At 44.5% G+C, this 25,809-nt stretch carries 26 protein-coding genes; 24 read left to right on the top strand and 2 right to left on the bottom strand.

All coding sequences use genetic code 11. The features are described 5' to 3' along the window. Positions 1 to 19 precede the first annotated feature (19 nt). The 11 genes from NE665_RS04780 (at position 20) to NE665_RS04730 (ending at position 8,606) form a co-directional block, all read left to right on the top strand. Positions 20 to 175 (top strand): hypothetical protein, encoded by a 156-nt coding sequence (locus NE665_RS04780; RefSeq protein WP_002608656.1) that lies wholly within the window; start codon positions 20 to 22, stop codon positions 173 to 175. A 1-nt stretch (position 176) separates the two neighbouring features. Then, the gene (locus NE665_RS04775; RefSeq protein WP_117442350.1) at positions 177 to 1,202 is read left to right on the top strand and encodes an ATPase, T2SS/T4P/T4SS family; all 1,026 of its coding nucleotides are present in this window, start codon (positions 177 to 179) and stop codon (positions 1,200 to 1,202) included. After that, positions 1,189 to 1,971: a hypothetical protein gene (locus NE665_RS04770; RefSeq protein ID WP_117442349.1), complete on the top strand. Its 783-nt coding sequence runs from the start codon at positions 1,189 to 1,191 to the stop codon at positions 1,969 to 1,971. The genes NE665_RS04775 and NE665_RS04770 overlap by 14 nt, the downstream gene beginning before the upstream one ends. After that, entirely contained in the window at positions 1,972 to 2,664 is a 693-nt protein-coding gene (locus tag NE665_RS04765) for a hypothetical protein (RefSeq protein WP_117442348.1), read from the top strand. A gap of 114 nt (positions 2,665 to 2,778) precedes the next feature. Further along, the gene (locus NE665_RS04760) at positions 2,779 to 2,907 is read left to right on the top strand and encodes a hypothetical protein (RefSeq protein ID WP_256302465.1); all 129 of its coding nucleotides are present in this window, start codon (positions 2,779 to 2,781) and stop codon (positions 2,905 to 2,907) included. After that, positions 2,907 to 3,305 carry an immunoglobulin-like domain-containing protein gene (locus tag NE665_RS04755; protein ID WP_117442347.1) on the top strand — a complete coding sequence of 133 codons (399 nt, stop codon included), beginning with the start codon at positions 2,907 to 2,909 and terminating at the stop codon, positions 3,303 to 3,305. The genes NE665_RS04760 and NE665_RS04755 overlap by 1 nt, the downstream gene beginning before the upstream one ends. Positions 3,306 to 3,314: 9 nt before the next feature. Continuing rightward, positions 3,315 to 3,635, top strand: a complete 321-nt coding sequence (locus NE665_RS04750; protein ID WP_117442346.1) for a hypothetical protein — start codon at positions 3,315 to 3,317, stop codon at positions 3,633 to 3,635. A gap of 76 nt (positions 3,636 to 3,711) precedes the next feature. Further along, positions 3,712 to 4,617, top strand: a complete 906-nt coding sequence (locus tag NE665_RS04745) for an ROK family protein (RefSeq protein WP_117442345.1) — start codon at positions 3,712 to 3,714, stop codon at positions 4,615 to 4,617. A gap of 4 nt (positions 4,618 to 4,621) precedes the next feature. Next, complete coding sequence (locus NE665_RS04740) at positions 4,622 to 5,854, top strand: aminopeptidase (RefSeq protein ID WP_117442344.1); 1,233 nt, start codon at positions 4,622 to 4,624, stop codon at positions 5,852 to 5,854. 144 nt (positions 5,855 to 5,998) lie between these two features. Continuing rightward, a complete protein-coding gene (locus NE665_RS04735) occupies positions 5,999 to 6,550 on the top strand; it encodes a LemA family protein (protein WP_117442343.1) in 552 nt (183 codons plus the stop codon). A 151-nt stretch (positions 6,551 to 6,701) separates the two neighbouring features. Next, positions 6,702 to 8,606 carry a DUF2207 domain-containing protein gene (locus NE665_RS04730; protein WP_117442403.1) on the top strand — a complete coding sequence of 635 codons (1,905 nt, stop codon included), beginning with the start codon at positions 6,702 to 6,704 and terminating at the stop codon, positions 8,604 to 8,606. Positions 8,607 to 8,673: 67 nt separating this feature from the next. Here the strand turns inward: NE665_RS04730 and NE665_RS04725 are convergent, their stop codons facing one another. Then, a complete protein-coding gene (locus NE665_RS04725) occupies positions 8,674 to 9,300 on the bottom strand; it encodes a recombinase family protein (protein WP_008727571.1) in 627 nt (208 codons plus the stop codon). Positions 9,301 to 9,753: 453 nt separating this feature from the next. On the opposite strand from NE665_RS04725, the gene NE665_RS04720 reads away from it, so the two are divergent. From NE665_RS04720 to NE665_RS04690, 7 genes are all read left to right on the top strand, one after another. Next, the gene (locus NE665_RS04720) at positions 9,754 to 10,278 is read left to right on the top strand and encodes a GNAT family N-acetyltransferase (RefSeq protein ID WP_117442402.1); all 525 of its coding nucleotides are present in this window, start codon (positions 9,754 to 9,756) and stop codon (positions 10,276 to 10,278) included. Then, complete coding sequence (gene thrS / locus NE665_RS04715; protein ID WP_117442342.1) at positions 10,271 to 12,004, top strand: threonine--tRNA ligase; 1,734 nt, start codon at positions 10,271 to 10,273, stop codon at positions 12,002 to 12,004. The genes NE665_RS04720 and thrS overlap by 8 nt, the downstream gene beginning before the upstream one ends. After that, complete coding sequence (locus tag NE665_RS04710) at positions 12,004 to 12,939, top strand: hypothetical protein (RefSeq protein WP_117442341.1); 936 nt, start codon at positions 12,004 to 12,006, stop codon at positions 12,937 to 12,939. The genes thrS and NE665_RS04710 overlap by 1 nt, the downstream gene beginning before the upstream one ends. A 377-nt stretch (positions 12,940 to 13,316) precedes the next feature. Continuing rightward, positions 13,317 to 13,583 (top strand): co-chaperone GroES, encoded by a 267-nt coding sequence (locus tag NE665_RS04705; protein WP_117442340.1) that lies wholly within the window; start codon positions 13,317 to 13,319, stop codon positions 13,581 to 13,583. Between the two features lie 22 nt (positions 13,584 to 13,605). Next, a complete protein-coding gene (gene groL / locus NE665_RS04700) occupies positions 13,606 to 15,225 on the top strand; it encodes a chaperonin GroEL (protein WP_117442339.1) in 1,620 nt (539 codons plus the stop codon). Positions 15,226 to 15,542: 317 nt separating this feature from the next. Continuing rightward, complete coding sequence (locus NE665_RS04695) at positions 15,543 to 17,609, top strand: hypothetical protein (RefSeq protein WP_117442337.1); 2,067 nt, start codon at positions 15,543 to 15,545, stop codon at positions 17,607 to 17,609. Beyond that, positions 17,597 to 18,130 (top strand): hypothetical protein, encoded by a 534-nt coding sequence (locus NE665_RS04690; RefSeq protein WP_117442336.1) that lies wholly within the window; start codon positions 17,597 to 17,599, stop codon positions 18,128 to 18,130. The genes NE665_RS04695 and NE665_RS04690 overlap by 13 nt, the downstream gene beginning before the upstream one ends. A gap of 408 nt (positions 18,131 to 18,538) precedes the next feature. Here NE665_RS04690 and bcp read toward each other — a convergent pair whose 3' ends face one another. After that, positions 18,539 to 19,009 (bottom strand): thioredoxin-dependent thiol peroxidase, encoded by a 471-nt coding sequence (gene bcp / locus NE665_RS04685; protein WP_117442335.1) that lies wholly within the window; start codon positions 19,007 to 19,009, stop codon positions 18,539 to 18,541. A gap of 102 nt (positions 19,010 to 19,111) precedes the next feature. On the opposite strand from bcp, the gene NE665_RS04680 reads away from it, so the two are divergent. From NE665_RS04680 to NE665_RS04655, 6 genes are all read left to right on the top strand, one after another. Continuing rightward, the gene (locus NE665_RS04680; RefSeq protein WP_117442334.1) at positions 19,112 to 19,990 is read left to right on the top strand and encodes an HAD family hydrolase; all 879 of its coding nucleotides are present in this window, start codon (positions 19,112 to 19,114) and stop codon (positions 19,988 to 19,990) included. Between the two features lie 50 nt (positions 19,991 to 20,040). Further along, entirely contained in the window at positions 20,041 to 21,063 is a 1,023-nt protein-coding gene (locus NE665_RS04675; RefSeq protein ID WP_117442333.1) for a LacI family DNA-binding transcriptional regulator, read from the top strand. A gap of 101 nt (positions 21,064 to 21,164) precedes the next feature. After that, the gene (locus NE665_RS04670) at positions 21,165 to 22,058 is read left to right on the top strand and encodes an ABC transporter ATP-binding protein (RefSeq protein WP_117442332.1); all 894 of its coding nucleotides are present in this window, start codon (positions 21,165 to 21,167) and stop codon (positions 22,056 to 22,058) included. After that, positions 22,055 to 23,221, top strand: a complete 1,167-nt coding sequence (locus tag NE665_RS04665) for an ABC transporter permease subunit (RefSeq protein WP_117442331.1) — start codon at positions 22,055 to 22,057, stop codon at positions 23,219 to 23,221. Before NE665_RS04670 ends, NE665_RS04665 begins: the two co-directional genes overlap by 4 nt. Then, positions 23,205 to 24,419 (top strand): ABC transporter permease subunit, encoded by a 1,215-nt coding sequence (locus NE665_RS04660; protein WP_117442330.1) that lies wholly within the window; start codon positions 23,205 to 23,207, stop codon positions 24,417 to 24,419. The genes NE665_RS04665 and NE665_RS04660 overlap by 17 nt, the downstream gene beginning before the upstream one ends. Further along, on the top strand, positions 24,419 to 25,753 hold the full coding sequence (locus NE665_RS04655) for an ABC transporter permease subunit (RefSeq protein ID WP_117442329.1): 1,335 nt from the start codon (positions 24,419 to 24,421) through the stop codon (positions 25,751 to 25,753). Before NE665_RS04660 ends, NE665_RS04655 begins: the two co-directional genes overlap by 1 nt. Positions 25,754 to 25,809 lie beyond the last annotated feature (56 nt).

Below are 25,809 nucleotides of genomic sequence, written 5' to 3'. Positions count from 1 at the left end.
CACTGAAAGGATAAAGAAAATGGAAAATGCACCTAAAATAGCTGTTCTTGTTGTATTGGCACTCGTTGTTGGAAGTATTTTTATCGCTACAAGTAAGGAATACTCAAAAAGTGTTTCTGATAAAACCGTAGAGCAGACGAATAATCTATTTAATTCAACAGGAGCAGGCAGCTAATATGGCCTTTGATTTTGGAATCCTGCAGCCATATGTGAACGATGCAATGATTACGGATATCGACAGCAATGGAAGAACCGTTTATACAACGCACGTGCAGAAAGGAAAAAGCAGAGCGGCGCTTTTGGAGCCAGGGTATCTGGAGCAGCTGCTGAACAGGCTTTGCAATGCCGGTGCCATCAATGATCAATTTAACTATGAGCATCCCAAGCTGGATGGTGAGATAGATGGCTTGCGCATACATGCGACACATCAGTCCTTTTCCACATCAGGCTTTACATTGAGCATACGAAAAAATCCGGTGGAGCTTGTGATTACACAAAAGACGGCAAAGAAAACGAAATACTGCAGCTCTGCCGTATTCGATTTTCTACAGGCCTGTGTAGCTGCAAGGATGAGTGTGATTTTCGGGGGTGAGGTTGGTACCGGAAAAACACAGCTTATGAAAACAATGCTGAGTATGTGTGATGAGCAGGCGAGTATCGTCCTGCTCAGCGACATCGATGAAATGCGCATGCTTGAGCTGTATCCGCACCGAAATTTCCGACAGTACATAGTAAATGATGTTATGTCGTATACTGCGGCAACTTCATGTATCCTGCGTGACAATGCAGATTATGTCTGCTTTCAGGAGGTGCGTGATGAGGCTGTGGATGATTTGTTTCTCGTACTGAGCAGCTCTGCAAGAGTAACGGCGACGCTGCATCTTAAGGATGCTTTGTTAATGCCGCAGCGCATGATACAGCTTTCTTCTAACAAGAATGATCATCATCTGCTCTCGACCATACACGACTATATTCAGGTATGTATTGCCCCCTGCAGAGTAATGAAGAATGGAAGACTGCGCCGTTTTATCGGGCAGATTGCCCTGTTTTGGAATGATGCAGACAGAGTGCCGCAAAAATGTCTTCTCTATGAGCAACGTGAGGAACAGGCGATTCATTATGCGATGCCGGATTATTTTAAAAAGTATTTTGCGAATCAGAATATTCAACTGAATTGGAGGGAAGGAATTGAAAACCTATAGCTTATCGAAGAAGCCGTTAATAGAAACCTACGGCTGTGATTACTCCAAAAGGGATCTTGTGCTGACCATCAGCGGATCCTGTCTTTGTGTGGCTGCAATTTGCTATATGCAAAAGCTGCAGCTGTTGTATACATGTGTTGTCATCGTAACATTGATCCTGCTGCTCCCGGCAGTGATCTCGTCCTATTTTATCTATCAGAGCGAAAAAAAACGCTTTGAGGAATACTGTCATTACTTTGAAGGGATGCGAATGTATTTTAAGGTATACGGAAAATTGAATACCGCACTTAAAGAGACATGCAATATGTTTGCGGAGGGCTCGCAAATGGCAGCGTGCATCCGCCGTGCTGTTGTGGAAATCGAAGACAGCGGAGATTATGCCAAGGCACTTGGCTGCATTGAGGAATCCTACGAAAACACCTATTTAAAGCGACTGCACTCGTTACTTATCACCGGAGAGAAGCAGGGGGGAGATTCTGTATACTACAATTTGGATTTGATTGATTATGATGGCTGGAAAAACAGTATGCTGCTGTTTCAGAAAAAGAAGAGGTCTGCGAAATATATGTTTTATCTCATGACAGTACTATCCTTCGCCATCAGCGTATATTCCGTATTTGCCTATCAGGATGCGCAGGTACAGGCAGGCATCATAGAGAATGCACAGTATCAGCTTTTTACATTTCTTGAGCTTGAGATACTAATGCTTTTATTTCTTGTGGTTTATATGTCACTGGTAAATAAGAAATGGCTGAGGAGGGATGAATAAATGAATCAGGTTTTGCAATGGATGACGCATGACACAACGCGATACGGCTATCTGCTTGCACATAAAGAGGAATGGCGTTATTCACTCATACGCTTTGCTTTTATGCTTATCATGGGATGGACGGGAGTGCTGCTGACTGTTCTTGGCCGCTCCTCGCTGCCTGTTTGCATATTTTGCGCGGTCGGATTCACCTATGGCGGCTACAAGCTTCCCTGGCTGTGGCTCAGACTTCGCCATAATCAGCGCTGTAGACAGATCAGTGACGCAGTCATCCTCTGGGTTAATACGATATACGCGTTGATTGGAGAAAACAATATCTATAATGCAATCGCACTCTCCTATACCTCTGCACCGGAAATCCTTAAACCGGATCTGGAGTGCTTTCTACAGCAGATTACGCTGGATCATTCCGATAAGGATGCTTATTTGAATTTTCTTTCCATGTATGAAATCGACGGATTTCAGGATATCATGATGAAGCTGTATGAATACCGCGGACTCTCGAAGGATAAATTGAAATATGAGATTGCGGCACTGACGAAAGCTCTTTCGAGAATTGAAAGGGATAAGCGTGAGCGACGTTATCGCAGCGAGCTGTTTACAGCCGATACGCTGACAATGATTATGATGAGTGTGCCCTGTATGTATATGTTCTTTGTGTCTCTGATATTATCCCAGCTGATTATGAGCTGATGGAACATGCAGCGGAAACGGCCGTTGAGGTCGTAGTGATGTTGATTTGTGCAAGTGCCATGCTTACTGTATTCTTTTATCTGTTTACGTCCATGCCACAGCTGGGAGTATAAGATGGACACGACAGTAAAAGAAAGCGTGGAGCTGATTGTGGAGCTGCTATGTGCCTTGTCTGTTATGGCGATGCTTTCCATAGCAATGTACACAAACGTTATCAGCGGACTGCTGGAAAGGTTGTTTTGATGGAAAATGCAATCAGAATCAGTGTGCCTGTCTGGATCACGATGTTAATCCTGACGGTAATCCTTTCTGTATTCGGTGGATGGAGCCTGAGCGCAAGGACCTATATGGAACAGGAAAGTGAACAGATGGAAAATACGCAGCTGCACATCAATCAGAATCTGCTGGAGCATTCCTTTCCGCAGATAATTGCACAGAATCAGCGCATACAGCAGGGGAGCAGCTATCAGATCAAAGAACATGTCAGAGCGATCGATCATCTCGACGGAGATATCAGTGACAAGCTGGAATTTTACGGACAGGTAAACCCGACGAAAAAAGGAGTGTATACGGTTCGCTGTGTTGTCCGTAATTCCTTCGGTATGAAGAGCGTGAAGCATATTCAGGTGCTGGTGGATTAAGGAGGCGTTATGAAAATAAGTATAACAAGTGCTATATCGATGATATTTTTAACCTTTGTTTGTGTTTTGTTTATCAATGTGATGTCTGCACAGATGCAGATTGCCAAGCTGAATGATTTTCATTATGGAGTGGTGCATGAATTGGAAAGCAGTGATTTTTCACCTGCTGTTATCGATCAGATGACACATGCAGCAAATTACGATGTTCGTGTTGAAAACAGGGGGGTGAAGGATGATTTGCGAATTTATCAGGTCATAACCTCCGGAAGTGTCCGTATGCCGCTTTTTCATTATGAGAAAACCTATGTGAAGGAGAGTAGTGCACGCTGAGAAATTTGTTATATTTAAGGAAAAGCTCTTTCAGATATGATACAATATAGACAAGTCTTAAAGGAGGAGTTTTTTTATGAAAACGTATATTGGTGTTGATTTGGGCGGTACGAATGTCAGAGTGGCAAAAGTCGATGAAACAGGTGCCATTTTGCAGATTGTAAAGGAACCGACTGAAATCGGCAAAGGTGTGGAGCAGGTTGTCAGTAAAATCATATCCATGATCGAACGTATCGAGGGATATGAAGCAGTTGCCGGTATCGGAATGGGGGTACCGGGACCTGTGGATACGAAAAACGGTAAGATGATTCTGGCTACCAATCTGCCTGGTTTTGAGGGATATCCGATAGCTTCGAGAATCGAGGAGCATTTCCATGTGCCGACATTCCTGGATAATGATGTGAATGTTGCCGGTATGGGGGAAGCCCTGCAGGGAGCTGGAAAAGGGAAAGATATCGTTTACTATGTTACGATTTCCACTGGCATCGGCGGTGCGCTGGTTGTGAATGAGAAGGTGATTGCCGGCAGAAACGGACATGCTGGTGAAATTGCCAATTTGATTATTGACAGAAACCGTGAGAAGGTAAATTATCTGAATGTCGGTGCTGTGGAAAATGAAGCAAGCGGTACGGCGATTACCCGAAAGGGGAAAGCAGTGTTTGGTGATGATGCTGTTCAGCATGCTGGCGATGTATTTGATCTGGCACGCAAGGGGAATGCTAAGGCGTTGGAAATTTGTGATGCGGTGGCATATGATCTGGCAGTGATGTTTTCACAAATTGCGCATGTTGTGGATCCGGAGGTCTTCGTCGTCGGTGGTGGCGTCATGAAGGGCAAGGATGTGTTCTTCGCTAAGATGGAGAACTATTTCCGCAATATGATTCATAAGGGAATGCAAACTGTGGTATTTATGGAGGCTGAGCTGGATGAACCGGGTATCATCGGTGCTGCCATGCTGCCAATGGCATACGTGAAGGAGTGAGACAATGGATGCACGTTTACAGAAGTACGCAAAGCTTGCTATTCGCAAGGGGGTCAACCTGCAAAAGGGACAGACGCTGATTATCAACACCTCCGTAGAAGCACTGGACATGACACGTGCCTGCGTGGAAGAGGCATATCAGGCAGGAGCAAAGGAAGTTATCGTTTTCTATAAGGATGATTACATTTCCAAGCATCATTATCAGTACCAGGATGAGGAAACCCTGTGTACGGTACGTCCCTGGCAGATTGACAGTAAGCTGGATTATATGAAAGAGGGAGCCTGCATTCTTCACATTATCAGTGATATTCCCGGTATTTTAAAGGATGCAGATGCAGAAAAAATCAGCAAGGCGCGTCTTGCCATGGCGAAGGCAGGAAAAGCATTGCAGTCTTATACCATGATGAATAAAACACAGTGGTGCATCGTGGCGGCCCCGAATAAGGAATGGGCGGATTTGGTGTTCCCTGAATTTGAAGGGGAGGAAGGTGCTGTAGAGGAGCTGTGGAACCGGATTCTGAACGCCGTACATGTAGAAGCAGATAATGATCCTATTCAGGAGTGGACTAATCTGCAGGAAAATTTTGCACGCAGAGAGCAGATTTTAAATACGCACCGATTCCAGAAGCTGCATTTTGAAAATGAGCAGGGTACAGATTTATGGGTTGAGCTTGTTAAAAATCATCTGTGGGCCGGAGGAAGCGAGAAAACGGTAGCCGGTGTAGAATTTAATCCGAATATGCCGACAGAGGAGATATTCACCATGCCGAAGAAAACCGGTGTAAATGGCAAGGTATTTGCCACAAAGCCGCTGGATTATAACGGAACACTAATTGAGAACTTCTGGTTCCTCTTCCAGGATGGAAAGGTTGTTGATTTTGGTGCTGAGCAGGGATATGACACATTATCCTCACTCGTTCATTTTGATGAAGGCAGCTGCTATCTCGGTGAGGTTGCTTTGGTGCCCTACGAATCACCAATCAGTAAAAGCGGTATTCTGTTTCTGAATACGCTGTTTGATGAAAATGCCTCTTGTCATCTTGCTTTGGGGGATGCATATCCAATGAATGTTGCAGGTGGCGTCGATATGAATGAGGAACAGCTGAAAGAAGCAGGGGCAAATCACTCGATGACTCATGTGGATTTCATGTTTGGCAGCCCGGATATGAAAATAACCGGTGTCTGTGAAGACGGGGCAGAGGTAGCAGTGTTTGAGCAGGGAAATTTTGTATTCTAGACCGAAGCTTTCGGTCTTTCTTTTATCTATGCATAGTATATGAATAAGCAGAATTTCAAATCGAATTCTGCTGTCTGAAAAAGAATTTCTGGTGAACCCCTGTCTTCTATGATATAATCTAGCTAATAAAAGGAGGGAATATCTATGATAATGATTATTATTGCTATTGTAGTCGTGCTTATTCTGGTATGGGTTATCACAACCTATAATAAATTCGTAAAGCTGCAAAATAAAGTAGAAGAGGCATTCTCTACAATGGATGTATATCTGAAAAAGCGTTATGATCTGATTCCGAACCTGGTGGAAACCATTAAAGGCTATGCAAAGCATGAATCAGAGACACTGGAAAGGGTTATCAGTGCACGTAATCTTGCTGTGAATGCGCAGTCCTTGGATGAAAAAATAAAATCTGAGAAAAACTTTCAGTCCATGCTGGGGCCTTTGTACGCAATCAGTGAGCAGTATCCGAATCTGAAGGCGGATCAGCATTTTGCGCAGCTGCAGACCGAGCTGCAAAATATCGAGTCTGAAATTGCAAATTCACGTAAATACTATAATGCGGTATGTGTGAAATTCAATAATCTTGTGGAAATGTTTCCAAGCAATCTGCTTGCCGGCATGTTTCATAAGACCAAGAAGCCGCTATATGAAATCGATGATGCTGCCCAGCGTGAAAACGTAAAGGTACAGTTCTAAAGGGATAGCACAGCTATTCCTTTTTACCCTTTGGGAGATATGGAAGAATTCGCAATATCTGTAAAGCGGGTAGAAGGAAACGCTGTATTTGGAAAGCGGCATAACGGCGCTTGGAAAACATGCTACGACATGTTCTTGTGAGGGAAACAAAATGAAGAAAATAAAACGATGGATTGCGGTCTGCTGTTTGCTGTTTGCGGCAACGCTGGTGCCGGTTGATGCGCAGGAGGCTTTCATTATTGACGATCTGCATGTGTCTATGGAGGTGCATGAGGATGGTGGTATTGATATCACAGAAACCTATGTGCTGGATTTTACAGAAGCAAAGCATGGCTTTTTTCGTAATATTCCTACCTCCTATGATATGGAATGGTCTGTAGATGGCAAGCTGGAGAAGAAGAGCTATTATTTTCCGGTCAGTGAAGTAACCTGTAACAGGACCTGTTCACTGGAGGGCAACGCCGATGCAGTAGTAGTCAAGCTTGGTGATCCGAATAAAACGGTATTTGGAAAACAGAAATATGAAATTTCTTATCATGTGAAGACAAAGGATCTGGATTTAAGCAATCATGCACAGGCATTGTATTGGAATCTTGCATCCGGTTTTGATACCCAGATTCGTCATTTATCCTATGATATTAAAATGCCGAAGGATTTTGATGAGAATGCGGTGTTTACCTACAGTGGGGCATTCGGTGAAACAACAACAAATCTTTCTCATGAGGTGGAGCAGTTGCACATCAAGGGCGAAACAAGCAGATTTCTGCTTTCCAATGAAAGTGCAACCATAAAGGTAAATCTGCCGAATGGATATTTTATTTATCCAAAGCCGAAGGATTATTCCGTGCCGGTGAGTATCGCATCCGGTATACTGCTGCTGGTGGCTCTTCTTCTGTTCTGGAAATACGGACGGGATGATGAGGTGATCGCAACTGTTGAATTTAAGGCACCGGATGGTTTGGATAGCGCCGGTGTGGGATATGTGATAGATAATACAGTAGAAAACAAGGATATACTCTCTTTGATTATTGACTGGGCTAATCGCGGCTTTATCAAAATATATGATCAGAAGGATGGATTTCAGCTGGAGAAGCTGCAGGATATGACAAAAGAGAATAGCCATGCCTATGAGCGGGCATTCTTCGATTCAATTTTCCTTACGGAAACGGTAGTCCGGGAAGAGGGAATGAAAAATGAGGATGTGCGCAAAGGACTTGCCAGTGCCAAAAGCATGCTGCGGAATTATTTTAACAGAGATCCTAAGAAACGAATCTTTACGAATACCTCTGTGGTGCTGCAGGTCATTATGATTGTATTGATTGCCCTTCCGGGTCTGCTGCTGTCTTTCTTCTGTGCGAAGGCTAAATATGAAATGAATCTGTTTGCGATACCATATGTCATTCCATCCCTGCTTTTGATGGTTTCCTGTATTCCATGGATTATTATCATGCGCAAGCGTTATGTGATGAAGAAGCCTACATTTATTCTGGTTTTGTGCCTTATGGTCTTTATCAATGGGATTATGATTGCCGTGAATGCTGTATTGCAGCTGCTTGTTGGCGGCAGCCTATGGGCGGTGCTGCTTCATGCCGCTATTTCCATTTTTCTGATTCTGATCATGATTTTTATGGATAAACGAAGTGAGCAGGGAACCCGCTGGCTGGGACAGATTCTTGGACTAAAAGAATTCATCCTCACCTGTGAGAAGGATCGTCTGGAGCTTCTTGCAAAGGATGATCCCTATGCGTTTTTCTCCATTCTTCCTTATGCATATGTATTGGGAATCAGTGATGTATGGGTGAAGAAATTTGAATCCATTGCGGTGGCGGCACCGGATTGGTATCAGGGCTATGATTCTACTGGTGTCTTTACCACGATGCTGTGGTGGAATCATTTCCATTACTGCTTCCATGATATTTCGGCTGCAGCTACCTACGTTCCTGCTCCAAAAGGCGGAAGCGGCGGGGGAAGCTTTGGCGGTTTTGGCGGCGGTGGCTTCTCGGGAGGCGGTTTCTCCGGCGGTGGCTTTGGCGGCGGAGGCGGCGGAAGCTGGTAAATAATTATAAAAAACAAGTCCCTACGGTTTATGGACTTGTTTTTTTATCCCTTTTACCAGATGTGCATTATCGTGATGTCTCGGAATTCAGCTTGCCGTCCTCCAGCTCCTTGACCTTCTTATAGAAGGTTGAATATTTCAAGCCGGAAATAGCGATTGCTTCCTTGCTTTGCAGCTCCCCCTGCTGCCATAAATAAACAATCTCCTCAAAATCCTCCGGCAATGCGATTTTGGGCCGGCCAAAACGCACACCCCGCATTTTTGCTGCACGGATTCCCTCTGCCTGCCGCTGATGGATGTTAACACGCTCATTCTCCGCAACAAAGCTGAGCAGCTGCAATACGATATCCCCAATCAGCGTTCCGATCAGATCCTTTTTCTGATCGGTGTCAAGAAGCGGCATGTCCAGAATCTTAATATCCACCTTTTTGTCCTTGGTTATGTATTTCCATTCCTGCAGAATCTCATTGTAGTTTCTGCCGAGACGGTCAATACTTTTTACGACAAGCAGATCCCCCTGTTTCAGTTTCTTATAGACAAGCTTATGATACGCAGGCCGATTAAAATCTTTACCACTCAGTTTATCCATGTAAATATACTTTTTGTCAATTCCCATGTCCAATAATTCCAGATACTGTCTAGCTTCATTTTGGTCCTGACTGGAAACGCGGACATAACCATAAGTTTTTCTCATGTACATACTCCTTTCCATGCATGTGAAAATTATACTAGACTTCAGTAGAAATTAAACTGTTAAAATTTACCAATTTGTAAGCGTACTACATAAATGCTGTAAAATGCGGAATTTTCTGAAAGTGTGTTTACAATTCATGGATACTATGACGATTATGTTTTTATGGGAGAAGTATTTGACATATTGTCTGGAATGGTGTATAAAATAGACAGGAGTTAAATACGAGGAAGAGGATACGGGATCTTTATTCTGATGCAGAGAGAAGGACGGCTGGTGAAAGTCCTTTGAAGGAATGCTGATCTTACTACCTTGGAGTAGCACCCGAAAGGGAAAGCCGCATGCCTGCGTTACGGGTTTGAGTGCATATGAGTCATCATATGAACAAAGGTGGTACCGCGTGTAAGACTGAACGTCCTTTGGATGCAGTCTTTTTTTGTTGAAGGAGATGATGATATGCAGCTTGTATTGGCGCAGCTTTCTGATGCTGAAGCCTTGCAGCGCTATGAAAATGCCTGTAAGGCTGCACAGGAAACAGATGTTCTGCCGTTTCGCCTGCAGTATGCGGATATGTCTGCTTTTCTAAAGGCACAATCGGATTGGCATACAGGTACCAATCTGCCAAAGGGTATTGTATCCAGCAGCTTGTACGTTATCAAACAAAATGATGAAATCGTTGCCACACTTGTATTGCGGCATGAACTCAATGCATACCTGAGAAAATATATCGGACACATCGGCTACCGTGTACATCCGGCGTATCGCAGACAGGGAATTGCTACTGAGATGCTGAAGCAGGCAGTTGTGCTTGCAAAACAAGAATTTGGACTGCGTGCGGTTATGGTCAGCTGCCGCGATGATAATATCGCGTCGAAAAAAACAATACTGCGTGCTGGTGGATGCTGGGAATCAAGCTATTGCATACCTGAAACAAATGAATGCTATGATATATTCTGGATAGGAGGAAATGAATATGATTGATATTAAAGAACATGAGGAATTAAGCAGGTTAAATCATTCCTGTGCACATATGATGGCACAGGCGGTGAAGCGTTTGTATCCGCAGGCAAAATTCTGGGTAGGGCCGGTAATCAGTGAAGGCTTCTATTATGATATTGACCTGGGGGATGAAGTAATCAAGGAAGAGGATCTTGCGAAAATTGAGAAGGAAATGAAAAAAATTGCCAAGGACGGCAAGCGTATTGTACGGAAGGAGATTTCCAAGACGGAGGCTCTGGAAATGTTCCATGACGATCCATACAAGATTGATTTGATCAGTGATTTGGAGGATGGAACAATTACCTGTTATCAGCAGGGAGAATTCATTGACCTGTGCCGTGGTCCGCATGTGGATACGCTTAAGCAGTTGAAAAACTTCAAGTTGCTGAAGCATTCTGGTGCCTATTGGAAGGGAGATGCCAGCAATAAGATGCTACAGAGAATCTATGGTATCTGTTTTCCTACAGCGGAAGAGCTGCAGGAGCATCTGCACCTGCTGGAGGAAGCGAAAAAGCGAGACCATAAGAAGCTTGGAAGAGAGCTGGGGCTGTTCATGATGAGCGAATTTGCTCCAGGTATGCCATTTTTCCTGCCAAACGGAATGATTATCCGCAATCTGCTGGAAAACTTTTGGTATGAAGAGCACACAAAGGAAAATTATCAGTTTATCAAAACACCAATCATGATGAGCAAAGAGCTGTGGGAAGTGAGTGGTCACTGGGAAAATTATAAAGAGAACATGTATACTACAATGGTGGATGATCGTGAATTTGCAATCAAACCGATGAATTGTCCGGGTTCTCTGCTGGTGTTTAAAAACGGTCTGCACTCCTATAAGGATCTCCCGTTGCGAATGGGAGAGCTTGGACAGGTACACCGTCATGAGGCAAGCGGAGCATTAAATGGATTGTTCCGTGTCCGTACATTTACACAGGATGATGCACATATCTTTATGCGTCCGGATCAGATTGAAAGTGAAGTTATGCAGCTGATCCAGTTTATTGACCGTGTATATTCCGTCTTTGGATTGAGTTATCGCATTGAGCTTTCTACACGTCCGGAAAAGAAATACATTGGAGATCTAGCAATATGGGAACAAAGTGAAAAAGCATTGGCAGATGCCTGTGTTCATGCAGGAAAGGATTATAAGGTAAATCCGGGAGACGGAGCATTCTATGGTCCGAAGCTGGATTTCCATATCAAGGATTCTCTGGGAAGAGAATGGCAGTGTGGTACCATTCAGCTGGATATGAATCTGCCGGAGCGTTTTGATTTGACCTATGTTGAAAAAGACGGCTCCAAGGTACGTCCGGTCATGCTGCATCGGGTAATCTTTGGTTCCATAGAACGCTTTATCGGTATCCTGATTGAGCATTTTGCAGGACATTTCCCGGTATGGCTGGCACCGCAGCAGGTCAGTGTGGTTCCGGTACATCATGAGAAGCATCTGGAATATGCAAATGAGATACATGAGAAATTATGTGCGCTTGGCTTCCGCAGTAAGCTTGATGCAAGGAATGAAAAGCTGGGATACCGTATTCGTGAAGCTCAGCTTTCCAAAATACCGTTCCAGCTTGTGATTGGTGACGGGGAAATTGAAAACCGAAGTGTTACCCTGCGCCGTGCACAAAGCAAGGAATCTATGACAATGTCACTGGAGGACTTCATCACGATGATGGAGGAAGCAGTGAAGGAGAAAAAACTGTAATGAAGCTGATTAAGGGGGGGCTTGCAGTATTGATGGCTGTATCCTTGACAGCCTGCAGCACACAGAGCGGCAAGCCTGAAGAGAAAGAGACGAAAAAGGAAGAGCCTATTAAAATTCTGGCACCTATGGGAGCACCATCGTTATCCATGCTCGGGCTTTACGGCAATGAACATGTAACCATTGATACGGTTGATGGAACAGATGTATTGCGGGCACAGCTTGCGAAAAAGGATGGCGAATATGATGCAATCATTGCACCAATCAATCTGGGAGCAGCGCTGTTGTCCAAGGATAAGAGCGAGTATCTCCTGGATTCTGTAGTCACATGGGGAAATCTCTACATTATAGGGAGTGATGAAGCGGCTTTACAGAAAGAGGGAATGTTTGCGGCCTTTGGTGAACAGGCTGTTCCACAAAAGGTATTAGAAAGCAGTATAGAGCTGTCTACACTTACGCCTGAAATCCGCTATTTCAATTCTGCAAATGAAGTGCAGGCGCAGCTGCTGAGTAAAAAGGCTGCTGTTGGTCTTTTGGCGGAGCCTGCCGCTACAGCCACCATTGCAAAGGCGAAGGAAAAAGGAATCGAGCTCAAGGTTTTGAAGGATTTGCAGAAGGAATATAAGGAAGCAAACAAGATGGAGCAAAGCGGATATCCACAGGCTGCATTATTCATTAAAAAGGGCAGTGAGGATAAGGTTGCTGCATACAAAAAAGAGGCAGAGGAATTTGTGAAAAAAGCAGATGATGCTTCTATTGCCAAGGCTGTTGAAACAGCAACCGTTGAAAAGCTGGGTATTCCAAGTGTACAGATAGCACAAAAAACCTGGGAACGCCAAAATATTCGCTTTGAAAAGGCGAGGGATGTGCAAAAGGATATTGCACTATTCCTGAAGCAGTTTGCAATCACATTAAAGGAAGCTGCCTATACTAAGTAACCCCATGATTGGCTTTATCACCATTACCTTCGTTCAAACAGCAGGGGGTTGATGGCATGGGGTGTAAATAACATGTAGAAGTAGAAATCGTTATTTGTAAAAAGCAAAGAGGTAAATTTCAAGTGAAAGAATCCGTTATGCGAGACGGATTCTTTTGCATATACAGGGCGGCTCTAGCATAGAATAGTGCGAATAAGCCTTGTAAGAGGCTTACAGAATTTACCGAAATGCTGTAAAATTCCAGCATCCGGAATTTGCAATAAAAATTTTCTCATCTTTTTTTAGCAATCCTCTTGCCAAAGTGCTAAATTTGAGTATAATAGTATGTGTTAGCAGTTAACAACTGCGAGTGCTAAAAGACAAGGAGGTATTTTTATATGTTGAAACCATTACACGATAACGTCATTTTGAAGAAAGAAAAGGCAGAGAAGGAAACGACGACAGCGAGCGGAATTATCCTGACTGACAACGCAAAAAATGTACCAAGCTACGCAACGGTGGTAGCAATCGGTCCTGAAAGCAAGGCTGATATCAAAGAGAATGACAAGGTGGTATATAAAGAGTACTCTGGTACGAATGTAAAGCTGGACGAAGAAGAATACATTATTATTGAAGCAGAAGATATCTTAGCAGTATTAGCATAAAACATAACAGGAGGTAAGGAACATGGCAAAAGAAGTACGTTTTTCAAAGGATGCAAGAACAGCAATGCTGAATGGTGTGAATGTACTGGCAGATGCAGTACGTGTAACACTTGGACCAAAGGGACGTAATGTCGTTTTGGAGAAAGAATACGGATCACCGCTGATTACCAATGACGGTGTCAGCATCGCAAAGGAAATCGAGTTGGAAGACAAGTTTGAGAATATGGGTGCTAAGCTGGTATATGAGGTTGCGAATAAAACCAACGATACTGCCGGTGATGGTACAACCACAGCAACAATTCTGGCACAGAGCATGATTAGCAACGGTCTTCGTCAGGTGGAAAAGGGAGCAAACCCAGTCCTGATGAGAGAGGGTATTGAATATGCAAGCAAGGAAGCAGCAAAGCATATCCTGGAAAAATCCCGTAAGGTGGAAACAAGCAATGATATTGCAAGCGTTGCAGCTATTTCCAGCGGAAGCAAGGAAGTCGGTAAAATCATCGCTGAGTCAATGGAAAAGGTTGGACGCAATGGTGTGATTTCCGTTGATGAATCCAATGGATTTGATACGGAGCTGGAAATCAGCGAAGGTATGCAGTATGACAAGGGCTATGTATCTCCATACATGGTAAGCGATCATGAAAAAATGCAGGCTGAGCTGGAAAATGCATATGTATTGATTACTGATCAGAAAATCAATAATGTACAGGAAATTCTACCGGTTCTGGAGCAGGTAGTACAGACAAACAAACCGCTGCTGCTGATTGCAGATGATATTGAAAATGAAGTTACTTCCACATTGGTTGTAAACAAGCTGCGTGGTACCTTCAATGTGGTAGCTACCAAGGCACCTGGCTTCGGTGACAACCAGAAGGAAATTCTGAAGGACATTGCAATTCTGACAGGAGCAAACTTCTACTCCAAGGATTTAAACATGGATCTGAAGGAAATGAAGCTGGAAGATTTGGGTACTGTTAAGAAGGTAGTTGTAACAAAAGACAACACAACGATGATTGGCGGTAACGGCTCCAAAGATGCTATTGATGCACGTGTAAAAGAAATCAGTGCACAGATGGAAAACTGCAAGAGCGATTATGACAAGAAGCGTTATGCAGAGCGTCTTGGTAAGCTGAGCAATGGTGTTGCCATTATTAAGGTTGGGGCAACAACAGAAAGCGAGCTGAAGGAAAAGAAGCTGCGTATCGAGGATGCGTTAAATGCAACGCGTGCTGCGGTTGCGGAAGGTATCGTAATCGGCGGTGGTGCTGCTTTGGTTGAAGCTTATATCGCATTAAAGGATGAGCTGAAATCTGACGTTGTGGATGTACAGAAGGGTATCAAGGTTGTTATGGATGCATTGCTGGCACCTATTGCACAGATTGCAGAAAATGCTGGATACAATGCAGAGGAAATCGTTGAACAGCAGAAGACTGCAAAGGAAAACATCGGTTTCGATGCGAAGAACGGAAACTGGGTAGATATGTTCAAGGAAGGTATCATTGACCCTACAAAGGTAACAAGAAGCGCACTTCTTAATTCTGCAAGTATTTCCGCTCTGTTCCTGACGACAGAGGCTGGTGTTGCGGCTATTAAAGAAAAAGAGGCACCGGTACCTCCAATGCCTGCCGGACCAATGTACTAAGAACTAGTATCGTATGATGAAACTGCTACGGATGCATATTCGCAGCAGTTTTTTTTCATTGCTCATGCAGCAGCTTTTGAAAAATTCTTTCAAAAAGGGATGTGTGATATGCAAGGGGCGAAAGGAGAAAGGCATAAAATATAGAATCTTTTCTTTTGCATCATGCACATCAATAGAATATAAGGGATAGCAATGCATTTCTCTTATATTTATAAAAGGTAAGTATTTCGTCATTTCTTTAGAAAATCTTTTGTTTTTTTTACCGGGTTCCTTAAACTTCGTTATATATAATGCAAATAGGGGGAAAAGGAGGTTTTATGGAACAAGAAAAAAAGGAACGAGGGCAGTATATGTTTCATCCGCTGCAGGATATCGGACAGCTGTTTCTATGTCTGTATAATGGTATGAAAAAAGGAGTGCACGGTATAGGGATGCTCATTTCTTTCATGAAGCAGAATGTATGCGATCGACTAGAGGATCGCCAGCTACGCCAGAGGAATCAAAGAGACAGAAAACAGATTCTGCGGATGGAGGATGAGCAGAGTCAGCAGGTGAGGGATATTTTATTTCCCAGAAACGCAAGAACAGGGCAGCATGCAACGATGATTATATTGTTTGCCACCTTTGCACTGCAGCTGATATCGCTGACAACCACCTATCGCGGCGCTCGCTATTATCTGCTGGACCTCAATCCGCTGGCACCGTTTTTATTTGCACTGGTCGTTCAGATTCTGCTGTTTTACTTCAGTAAGCAGGCTGGTCAGCATGCACATATGAAGCCGACACGCTACATGATATTCCTGGTGATTGTCTGTATTTCCGTACTTACATCCTATGTCGGTATAATCAATAATACGATATCACCGCTGAATGACTATAAAAATCAGTATAAGGAATATCAGAGCAGCTTTGCGGCAGCCAAGGATGAGCTGCGCACCCTATACGGGGATTACGTGTCCTATGAGCGGGCATTGAATTCCTTGCAGAATCAGGCGAATCAGCTGATACAGGTCACGAACAGCTCGATTGCCTCCATTCAGAAAAAATCAGGAACCTTGCAGACTATCCAGCCCTCCACCTCTGTGACGACATCACAGCAGAGCGATGGAGGAAGCAGTGTTACACAGACTACGGATCAAAAGGAGCTGGCAAGGGCGCTGGAGAAGATTGCAGATAATGAGGAAAAGGTAGAAAAACTGAAAGCAGCCATCAAGCAGCTGCAATCCGCAAGCAGTGCAGCTGGTATGAAGCATATGAAAAAAGAGCTGGAGGAGCTGTCCGCCGGTACTCGTCAGCAGCCTTCTCAAAAGGTATATACCGAATTTCAGAATCTGACGCTGTCCTATAATCATCTGCTGGATACCCTGAATTCCTTTCTGAAGGAAGCAGGGGCACAGGGGATGCAGGATGTAAAGCCACTGGAGGTAACTCTGGATCAGATGATTCAAATGGTGGATCAGTACCGTGAATTTCAAAAGCTTACTCTGACAGATATCCAAAAGCTGCAGCAGAAGCACAATATTCTAGGTGTTAATCAGCAGGAGCAGGAATCAACGTTATCCAATCTGCTGAGTGCCTTTCTTCCATTTCGCAATATGCATCAGGAGGAATATCAGAAATTCCGCATTGATTTGGAGCTTCAGATATCAGACAGCTATTTTGCGTTAAAGGAGCATGCCAAGGTGTTGCAGGCTCTGGATAAAGAGGCGGTAGCTAAGATTATGAAAACACTGGATGAAAGCTATCAGAAGCATCGCTCTTTTACGGATATAACGGTTATTGCATTCTCACGCTTTACACAGTCGCAGGCAGCACGCAATACAGCGTTGATTTGCTTTCTGATCGCATCACTGGTTGATGTCATATCAGCGATTCTACCGTTTTTCTGGATCAATCGCTATACCTCTGCACTGCATGGCAGAAAAAAATACGGTGGTGACCCAGAAGAGGAACTGCTGGAACAGCTGTATTATGCCGCAGCCTCTCAGCTTACGGTACAGCATAAGGATATTCGCAGCTACGTATGTGATGTTCTTACCTATGTAAACACCTATATTCAGCTTTATCAGGAGGTACCTTTTGCAAAGGAAGACGGCTATGTGATGATGGCTACGCGCCAAAGCGTAGAGCAGCCGGGCTATCATGCAATCAATGCTGTTCTGCTGACCCTGCATCAGCTGAATACCATATCCATACAGGATTTGAATCAGATGAAAATACAGTATTACAGCTTTCAGGAGGAAGTAGGGCTAATGCAGGAGGACTATGTATACATTATGAGCAGTGACCTGCTGCTATGGCTACAGCAGCATCTTCTGGCAGTGCTGCATCAGCAGAGACTGCTGCTGGATACGGAAGGAGGGACAGTGAAATGCAAACCTTGAGTATTGCCGCATTCCTTCTGACAGGAAGTGCCGGAATCGTCTTACTACTGATGAAAAAACATCGCCTGCTCTTTTCACAAATGCCGGCGCTGCTGGTATTTCTGTTGCTGGATTTGCCGCTTTATGGCATTCTGCTCTATTTGCATGCAGATACCCCAAAGGAGCTGCTTCGCATAGCATGCCTGGGAAGTGGCTTTGCAGTCCTATGCTTTGCATTTGCCATCCTTCTTCAAAAACGAAAGAAAGCATCGCTTTACTCCTGTGGTGAGCTTGCCTCCGTGACTGCATCACTTCAACTGTTCACCATGGTGTATATAGGAGCAGCTTTACTCTATCTGAATAATGTACAGGAACATGTTCTAACCAGAGATATTTGCTTGATTATCATGGAACATCTTCTCCTATTCTCCATGATTTCCTGTATTCTATGCCTGCAGGGGCTTTGGCACCAGCATCAGGAGCGCAGTGAAGCTGTACGGCAGCTCAACAGAAGTCTGGTACGCATACGGCAAAGGAAATAAGAAATCGACAAAGTGACCACAGGCATGTAGATTTCTTAGCAGTGCAGGAAAGCTGTTGAAGCACTATCCGTAAAAAGCAGGCGAAAATGAAGCCTGCTTTTTCGTCCTGCTTATGCTGAGCCCGTATGTATTTTGTAAATATGCAGAGTGCCGGATATGCTTTTTCATTCATGAAAGTAATAGAGAAAGGTGATATTCCTCTGGAAGGCTCGTATTGGATAAAAAGGCGATGATGAAGCTGTAAAAAAGAAAGAAGAAATAAATTTCCTGTATGTGATCGAAATTTACTTCTTCTTTTTTGGTTATTTATGCTTACTCTCAAAGCAGGCAATATTCCTTTGAGAAGGATGCTGCTTCATAATCGTTTCGTAACTGCTTAATCCTATTACGAAAGCAGGCTGCAGAATACTAGTCCTGTCTGCCCTCCTTTAGATACTGCAATATATCGGAAGCGTTATTGGCCGGACTGGCCTTTTCAAAGGTTTTGATGATGATCCCCGCCTCGTCAATGATATAGGTGGAACGACTTACCCCCATATAGGTTTTTCCATACAGCTTTTTTTCCTTCCAAACATCATAGGCCTGAATGACGCTCAATTCTGTATCCGATAACAGCAGGAAGGGAAGCTCGTACTTTTCCTTGAATTTCACATGGGAAGCACTGGAATCCTTACTAATTCCAATCACAACGATATCCTCACGTTTGAATTCCTCATAGGCTGCCTTAAATGCGCATGCCTGTTTGGTGCACCCCGGTGTATTATCCTTTGGATAAAAATACAAAACAACCTTCTTTCCCTTGAAATCATGTAATGCAACCGGATTGCCATGTTCATCCGGCAATGTAAAATCAATGGCTCTGCTGCCAGTTTCCAGCATATTGATCAACTCCTGTCTTTTCTTTATTCTAGCACGATTTTCATTGTGAAGAAAGTCGAATGCATGGTAAAATAAACAGGTATGTGAAAGGGAGGGTATTTTATGATAAAACTTGTAGCATGTGATTTGGACGGCACGCTGCTCGATGAAAATCATCAGCTGTCTCAGCGCAATATTCAGGCTATACACGGACTTCATAAGGCTGGCATCACCTTTATGGCGGCAACTGGACGGAATTATAAAAGTGTCGCGCCGATGTTTAAAAAAGAGGGGATTCACTGCGACTGCCTGTTGCTGAATGGTGCCTTGATTACGGATGCGCATGGAAAGCGGCTCTCTCATACACCTCTTCCGCTGGAACACGCTGCATCAGCATTGCGAATCCTGGAGGAAAGCACATTGCCTTACCATATGTATACCAGCGAGGGAATTGTCAGCAGCACGCCGGAAAAGGGCAGAGCGATGTTTATCCAGCATATGCGTAAGCAGGGCATGCAGGATAAAGAAATCCGTGAGCTTATGGAAGCGTCCTCCTTTGGAAGCTATGACAGAGAAATTGAGGATGCATTTGTGTATCTGAAGGAGGAGCCGATCATCTATAAGCTGGAGGCCTTCGGAGATGATGCTCAGCGGCTGAAGACGGTGCGAGCTCGGCTTTCACAGGTGAAGCAGACAGCGGTAACAAATTCTGTGGCTGACAATATAGAAATAACAGCAAGTGATGCGCAGAAGGGACTGGCGTTAAAAAAGCTATGTGCGTTACAGGGACTGCAGCCGGATGAGGTAATGGTGTTCGGCGACAGCCTGAATGATCTGTCCATGATGCAGGAATTCCGATACAGCTTCGCAATGGCAAATGCTGCAGATGTCATAAAGGAGGCCGCCAGCTATCAGACACTCAGCAATGCAGCGCATGGCGTTGCCCATGTGCTGGAACAGCTTCTGGAGGCTGCTTCTGAAAAAAGGGTTTCCAAATTATAGAAAATAAGGTAAAATAAAACTATATGACTCATGGAAAGGATGTTCGAAGTATGAAAAAAGCTACTATTGCGGACGTTGCTGAGCTTGCCGGTGTTTCCAAAGCAACCGTATCCCGCTATCTCAAACAGGAAAATGTACGGGAGGAAATAGCAGAGAAGATACGTGCTGCCATCGAAGAAACCGGTTATGTTGCCAGAGGAAGTAAAACAGAAAAAGCAAATGAAAAGACGACTGAGACAAAAGGTGAAAAGACGAAGCAGCCAGTGAGGGTGAAACAGAAAAATTACCGGTTTGGCCTGCTGGTTAAGGATATCGCGCTGCCTCGCACAAGAAATATGATTCATGCTTTAAAGGATGTATTGAAGGAGCAGAACATCACATTCTCAATTTGTGTGACCGATGGGATGGAAGAGCTGGAGGAGAAATACCTTACCTCCTATATCGTACAAAATGTGAACGGCATCATCATCGAGAGCTGTTCCAGTGCAGAGTTTATTCAGAAGCAGATGCGTACGACCTCGATACCGGTTCTATTCCTGAACGAGGATAAAGAACAGCTGAATTGCTGCTGTTTACAAGAGGTACAGGCCGGAGAGGTATTGGGAGCCTATATGCTGGAAAAGCGCCAGCTGGTTGTCCGCTATCTTGGGGTTGACCAGACGCTTGCTGATCAGCGGCTGCAGGGTATCCGCAACAGCTATCATGAGAAAAGACAGCCTATCGATCTCAAGGTGACTCTCTGCAATGGCAGCTATGCGGACATCTATGAGAAAATAAAAGAAATCTTTACTGAGAAAATTGATCTTCTTTTGCTGGAACGTGATGAAATGGCAATTCCGCTTACCAAGTTCGCAAGGGAATATCATATAGCGATTCCGCAGAATGCATCGGTAATCAGCTTTGGAGGACATGAGGTGTGCCGCGTGATGTCACCTGCCCTTCATGCACTCGCATATGATTACTCGGCTTATGCCAGAGATATTGTAGCACATATGAATGCACTGATTGAAAAAACTGCTGTGAAAGAACAGACCGCAGCCTTCTCGATTTTAGAAGGGGAAAGTGTACGTTAGCTGATATTCGGATATCAGCTTTTTTTGAAAAAAAACAGATGTTATTGCAAATTTCTATGTAACCATTTACAATTACTATGTAAAAGTTAGGGAGTGAACATATGATACGGGCTGAAGTGAAAAATCTATGTAAATCCTTCGGGAAGCATGAGGTTTTGAAAAATGTGAGCTTTACGATTCACGATCATGAAATTGTAGGTTTTATCGGACCAAACGGAGCAGGAAAATCAACTACGATGAAATGCATGGCATCCTTGGTTTATCCAAGCAGCGGGCAGATCATCATCGAGGGTCATGATCTCGCAAAGGAGCGGGAGCTCGCTTTGCAGTATGTGTCAGCGATGATTGAGGCGCCGGGGCTGTTCCCGACGCTGAGCGGCTATGAGAATCTGCAGTATTTCGCAAGGCTGAAGCATGTCGATCAGAAACGGATCGATGAGGTCGCCGCCTATACCCGCCTGCATAAGAATTTGGAAAAGCGGGCAGGGCAATATTCCATGGGGATGAAGCAGCGTCTGGGGCTTGGGATTGCCTTGCTAGGGCATCCGAAATTTCTGATTCTGGATGAGCCGACAAACGGGTTGGATCCAAGAGGAATCATGGAGCTTCGACAGGAACTGCGGCAGTTGGCGGATGAAGAGGATGTGTCGATTCTTATATCCTCGCATCAGCTTGGCGAAATAGAAAAAGTGGCAGATCGCATTATCTGTATCAATCAGGGGGAGATTGTGGAAACACCGTCAGCTGTACACAATGCATACAGCTATACCTTTTATATGCAGGAAAAGGATTTGGAGGCAGCGGCAGCGATGCAGCTGGAGGATGCTCAGATTGAAAGGGAAAAGCTGGGAATCAAGGCGCGCTTTCGCAATGAAAAGGGGATGAGCATGTATCTTCAAAAGCTGCTGCAGCAGCATATCGAAGTCATAGATATCGTTAAGGAAACTGTAGACATTGAATCCATCTACCGGGAAGTATATGGTGATGATTCATGAAGGATATGATTCTGGCAGAATTTAGAAAAAGCTGGAGGGAAAAACGGATACTTGCGGCTTTTGCGGCCTTTCTCTGCTTCTTCTCTGTTGTCTATGTAAACTGCCTGCAAAAGGGGAAAACATATGAGGACGATTTGATCATGCAGCTGCATGATGAGAATGCAATTGTAAGTACAAGGTGTGGAGAGCTGATGTATACCTTGCAGAATACCCCTGCTGCAAAGGAAAAACCGGGGCAGCGGGAAGAAGCATATGGCTGGTGCAATGTCACGGATGCTGTATCCAGCTGGGCGTATCTTCGGCAGGCACCGGAATATTTTGACTGGCATAATACGAATGCCTATGCCATAGGCCGTGCTGAATATCTTCTTGAGCTGATGGATCGCGGCTATTACCACGATGAGCTGAAGAGCTATGGAATTACAAGGAAAACGCTGGAAACGGACAGGGCGTATTACCAGTATTTCAAGACACAGGATTTACAGCCATACACAACACCGTATGAACCCAATGTATTAAATTTTATTCTTCAGATGTTTCAGCATGACACCATGCTGCTGCTCATGGTTGTTGTATCCCTGCTCATGGCGGATCAGATTTGCCATGACTATGAAAGCGGAACCTATAAAACTATATACAGTCAGCCGATATCTAGAGAAAAGCTTCTGATTGCAAAGGTGATGAGTGCCGCAGCGGTAATTCTGATATCCTTTCTGGCTGCATTTGCTATGTTTTCCGTTATACCGTTGTCCACTTATGGAATGGGGAGCAGTGCATACCCGTACATTGTACATACCTACGATGTCGTAACCTGGTCATGGCTGCTGCAGCGTGTCCTGCCGTTCACCTTTCTGGTGATCCTGTTTTATATGTTTGTAGCGGCATTGCTGGCCTCCTGGCAGAAAACGATATCCAATACGATGCTGTGTGTCGGTACTTTGCTGATTTTGATTTACTTCCTCATTCGTATTTTCGGATTCACCATTCCGCTGTTTTCCTGGATTCCGTTCTTTTACATATATCCCATAGAAATCGCTGCACATGAGTTTGTGCTGAAATTGCTTCCATGTAGTCTGCTCTGCATAATTTCCATCCTTGTGTTCTTCCTGCTGCATATCTGTATCATAAAAAAGCAGGATCTGGAAGGTGGCATACGCTCATGAAAACGCAATTTTATGTGCAGGCTCAGGCTGCTTTATGAGAGCGCTGCTGTATGCCGAAATCCGGAAAAGCTGGAAAGCAAAGCGGTTTCTGGCAGCCGTTCTCGGATTTCTGTGTTTCTTTGCGGTAGTATATGCTATCTCAGCACAGAAGGGAAAGGCATATGAGGATGCTTTGATTATGCAGCTGCACTACGAAAACCCCGTCGCAGATAATCGCTGTCAGATGCTGATGCATATTCTGCAATATACGGCGAAAAAGGATGAAACTCCTACGCAAAAGGAGGAGGCATATTTGTGGTGCGATATTCAGGATGCGACATCCGCATGGACCAATATGCGGCAGTCTAGGGATTATTTTGACTGGCACGATACCGTTCGCTATGCGAATGAGCGGGCGCTTGGATACCAGAAGCTGCAAAAGCTCGGGCAGTCCATGGATGTGGTGAAGGAGCTTGGTATAACGAAGGATACGCTGCGGCGGGATCATGCCTATTATACGTATTTTCTCGATCATGACATACAGCCGTATACCAGTCCCTATGAGCCGACATTGTTGAATTTTCTTTTCCAGATATTTCAACAGGATACCATGCTGTTGCTGCTGCTTGTTGTAAGCGTATTGATGGCGGATCAAATCTGTCACGACTATGAGAGCGGTACGTATAAGCTCATATACAGCATGCCGATATCCAGAAGCACTCTGATGATTGCAAAAATGCTGACAGCATCTTTTGTGATTGTGCTTTCTTTTACAATCGCACTGCTGCTATTTTCCATCCTGCCGCTTGTGCAGCACGGATTGGGGAGCATGCAGTATCCATATATTGTACGAGAGTATGAGCTGGCTTCATGGTCCTCTATCATGAGCAAAGCGGTGCCGCTTTCCATGCTTGTAGTGCTGTGCTATATGTGTGCGGCAGCATGGCTGGCATCGTGGCAAAAGACGGTAGCCAATACACTGCTGTGCATTGGCTCCCTGCTGATCATCATATATTTTATCATGCGTATGTTTGGAAATTCGTTCTTTCTGTTTTCCTGGATCCCGTTTTTCTACTTGTATCCGCTGGAAATCGCTGCACAGGAATATGCAGCAAGCAGCACGCAGTGCTTGATAATCTGTGCGTTGTGGCTGCCGCTTTTATTTATTGGCAGCGTACACCGAATCAATCGATTCGACTTGGAAGGAGGTATACGATAATGCTGGAATTAAAAAAATTGCTGCGCAAGCGAAAGCTTTGGATCGCCATGGTCTGTGTGCTGCTTTGCGGCGTGCTGAGTGCAGTGGATTTGAATGAGAGAGCTGCAACCGAGCACAGAGCACTCTATGTTGATGCATTAGAGGCGGAAAACAAAGTGAAAAATCAGCTGTTCATGCTGATGACGGATGATAATGCCGCTTATTTTAAAACATTGACCCAAAAGAGCGAGAATTTAAAAACAGCCATTCAGAAAAAGGACTGGAGGGCTGTGAATAAAAACTATGCCGAAGTGAATCTGCTGCATGCAAGACGTGTTTCCGCTCTGTATTCGACACGGAATTTTGATTTGTATTATCGTGAATATATTACTGAGGAGGATACGCTGGAGGCATTGCGCAGGGAACGAAAGCTGCCGGAATTTTCAGATCGTGAAATCTCAGAGGACTGGGCAAACAGCTATATGGATAATGATGAAACCCAGATGTTTCCGTATTATCAGTTTACCGCCCGCTTTTATGATCAGCTTGAAAAGCAGGGGATTGCCAATCTGACCTATTCCACAACGGACAGCGCTACGCTGATTGTGCAGTTCATGCGCTCCTTGTTTCCAATCCTGCCGGTTATTCTGATCACGCTTCTGTGCTTTGACTCCATTCATGAGGACCGCGACAGCGGAGTCATCAAAACGCTGCTGTCACAGCCGCGCAAGCGCATTCGCTATCTGCACCAGAAAATGCGCAGCAATATGGCGGCTCTGTGTGCCATCTTCTTCATACCGCTTCTGCTGCTTTCCCTGTGCTTTGGCATGGTTGACCATTATGAACGCATACAGGCGCCGGTTTTATCCAATGTGCAGGGACTGACCTCTCTGGAACAGATGGAAAATACGCTCAGGGAAACGGAAGAAAATAATGCAATGACGTATACACTTGGAATTACGCGGTATTTTTCCATTCCGTATCAGGTACAGAGCCCGAATTCCAAATTTGATTTTCTGCCGATGTGGCAGTTTACAGGCCTGTGCGTCTTGCTGGGGCTGCTTGTCATCCTCTTCTGTATGCTGTTGAATATGCTGTTCAATGCCATATGCAGAAATAAGATGACTTCTCTGCTTCTGACACTTGCCATTCTGCTGCTAGGTATGGGGATTGCCCAGCCGGCCAATACCGGTGCAGGGTATGCATGGCTTGCGTTCACCTATTTTAATCCCGTGGACATTCTCAGTGGCTATACCTCATATACCTATCTGAATGGTCTTCTGACATTGGGGATTTCCTGCAGTCTGCTTTATTTTATAACACGTTGGATTTTCCAGAAAAAGGATGCAGCCTAAAGAAAAAAACCGATCACCTGCAGCAAACCAGAATATCTCCAGCGTATGCACAGCAT

Source organism: Clostridium sp. DFI.1.208, assembly GCF_024463855.1.
Taxonomy (GTDB): domain Bacteria; phylum Bacillota_I; class Bacilli_A; order Erysipelotrichales; family Erysipelotrichaceae; genus Clostridium_AQ.
This window is presented reverse-complemented; position numbering and strand designations above follow the sequence as displayed.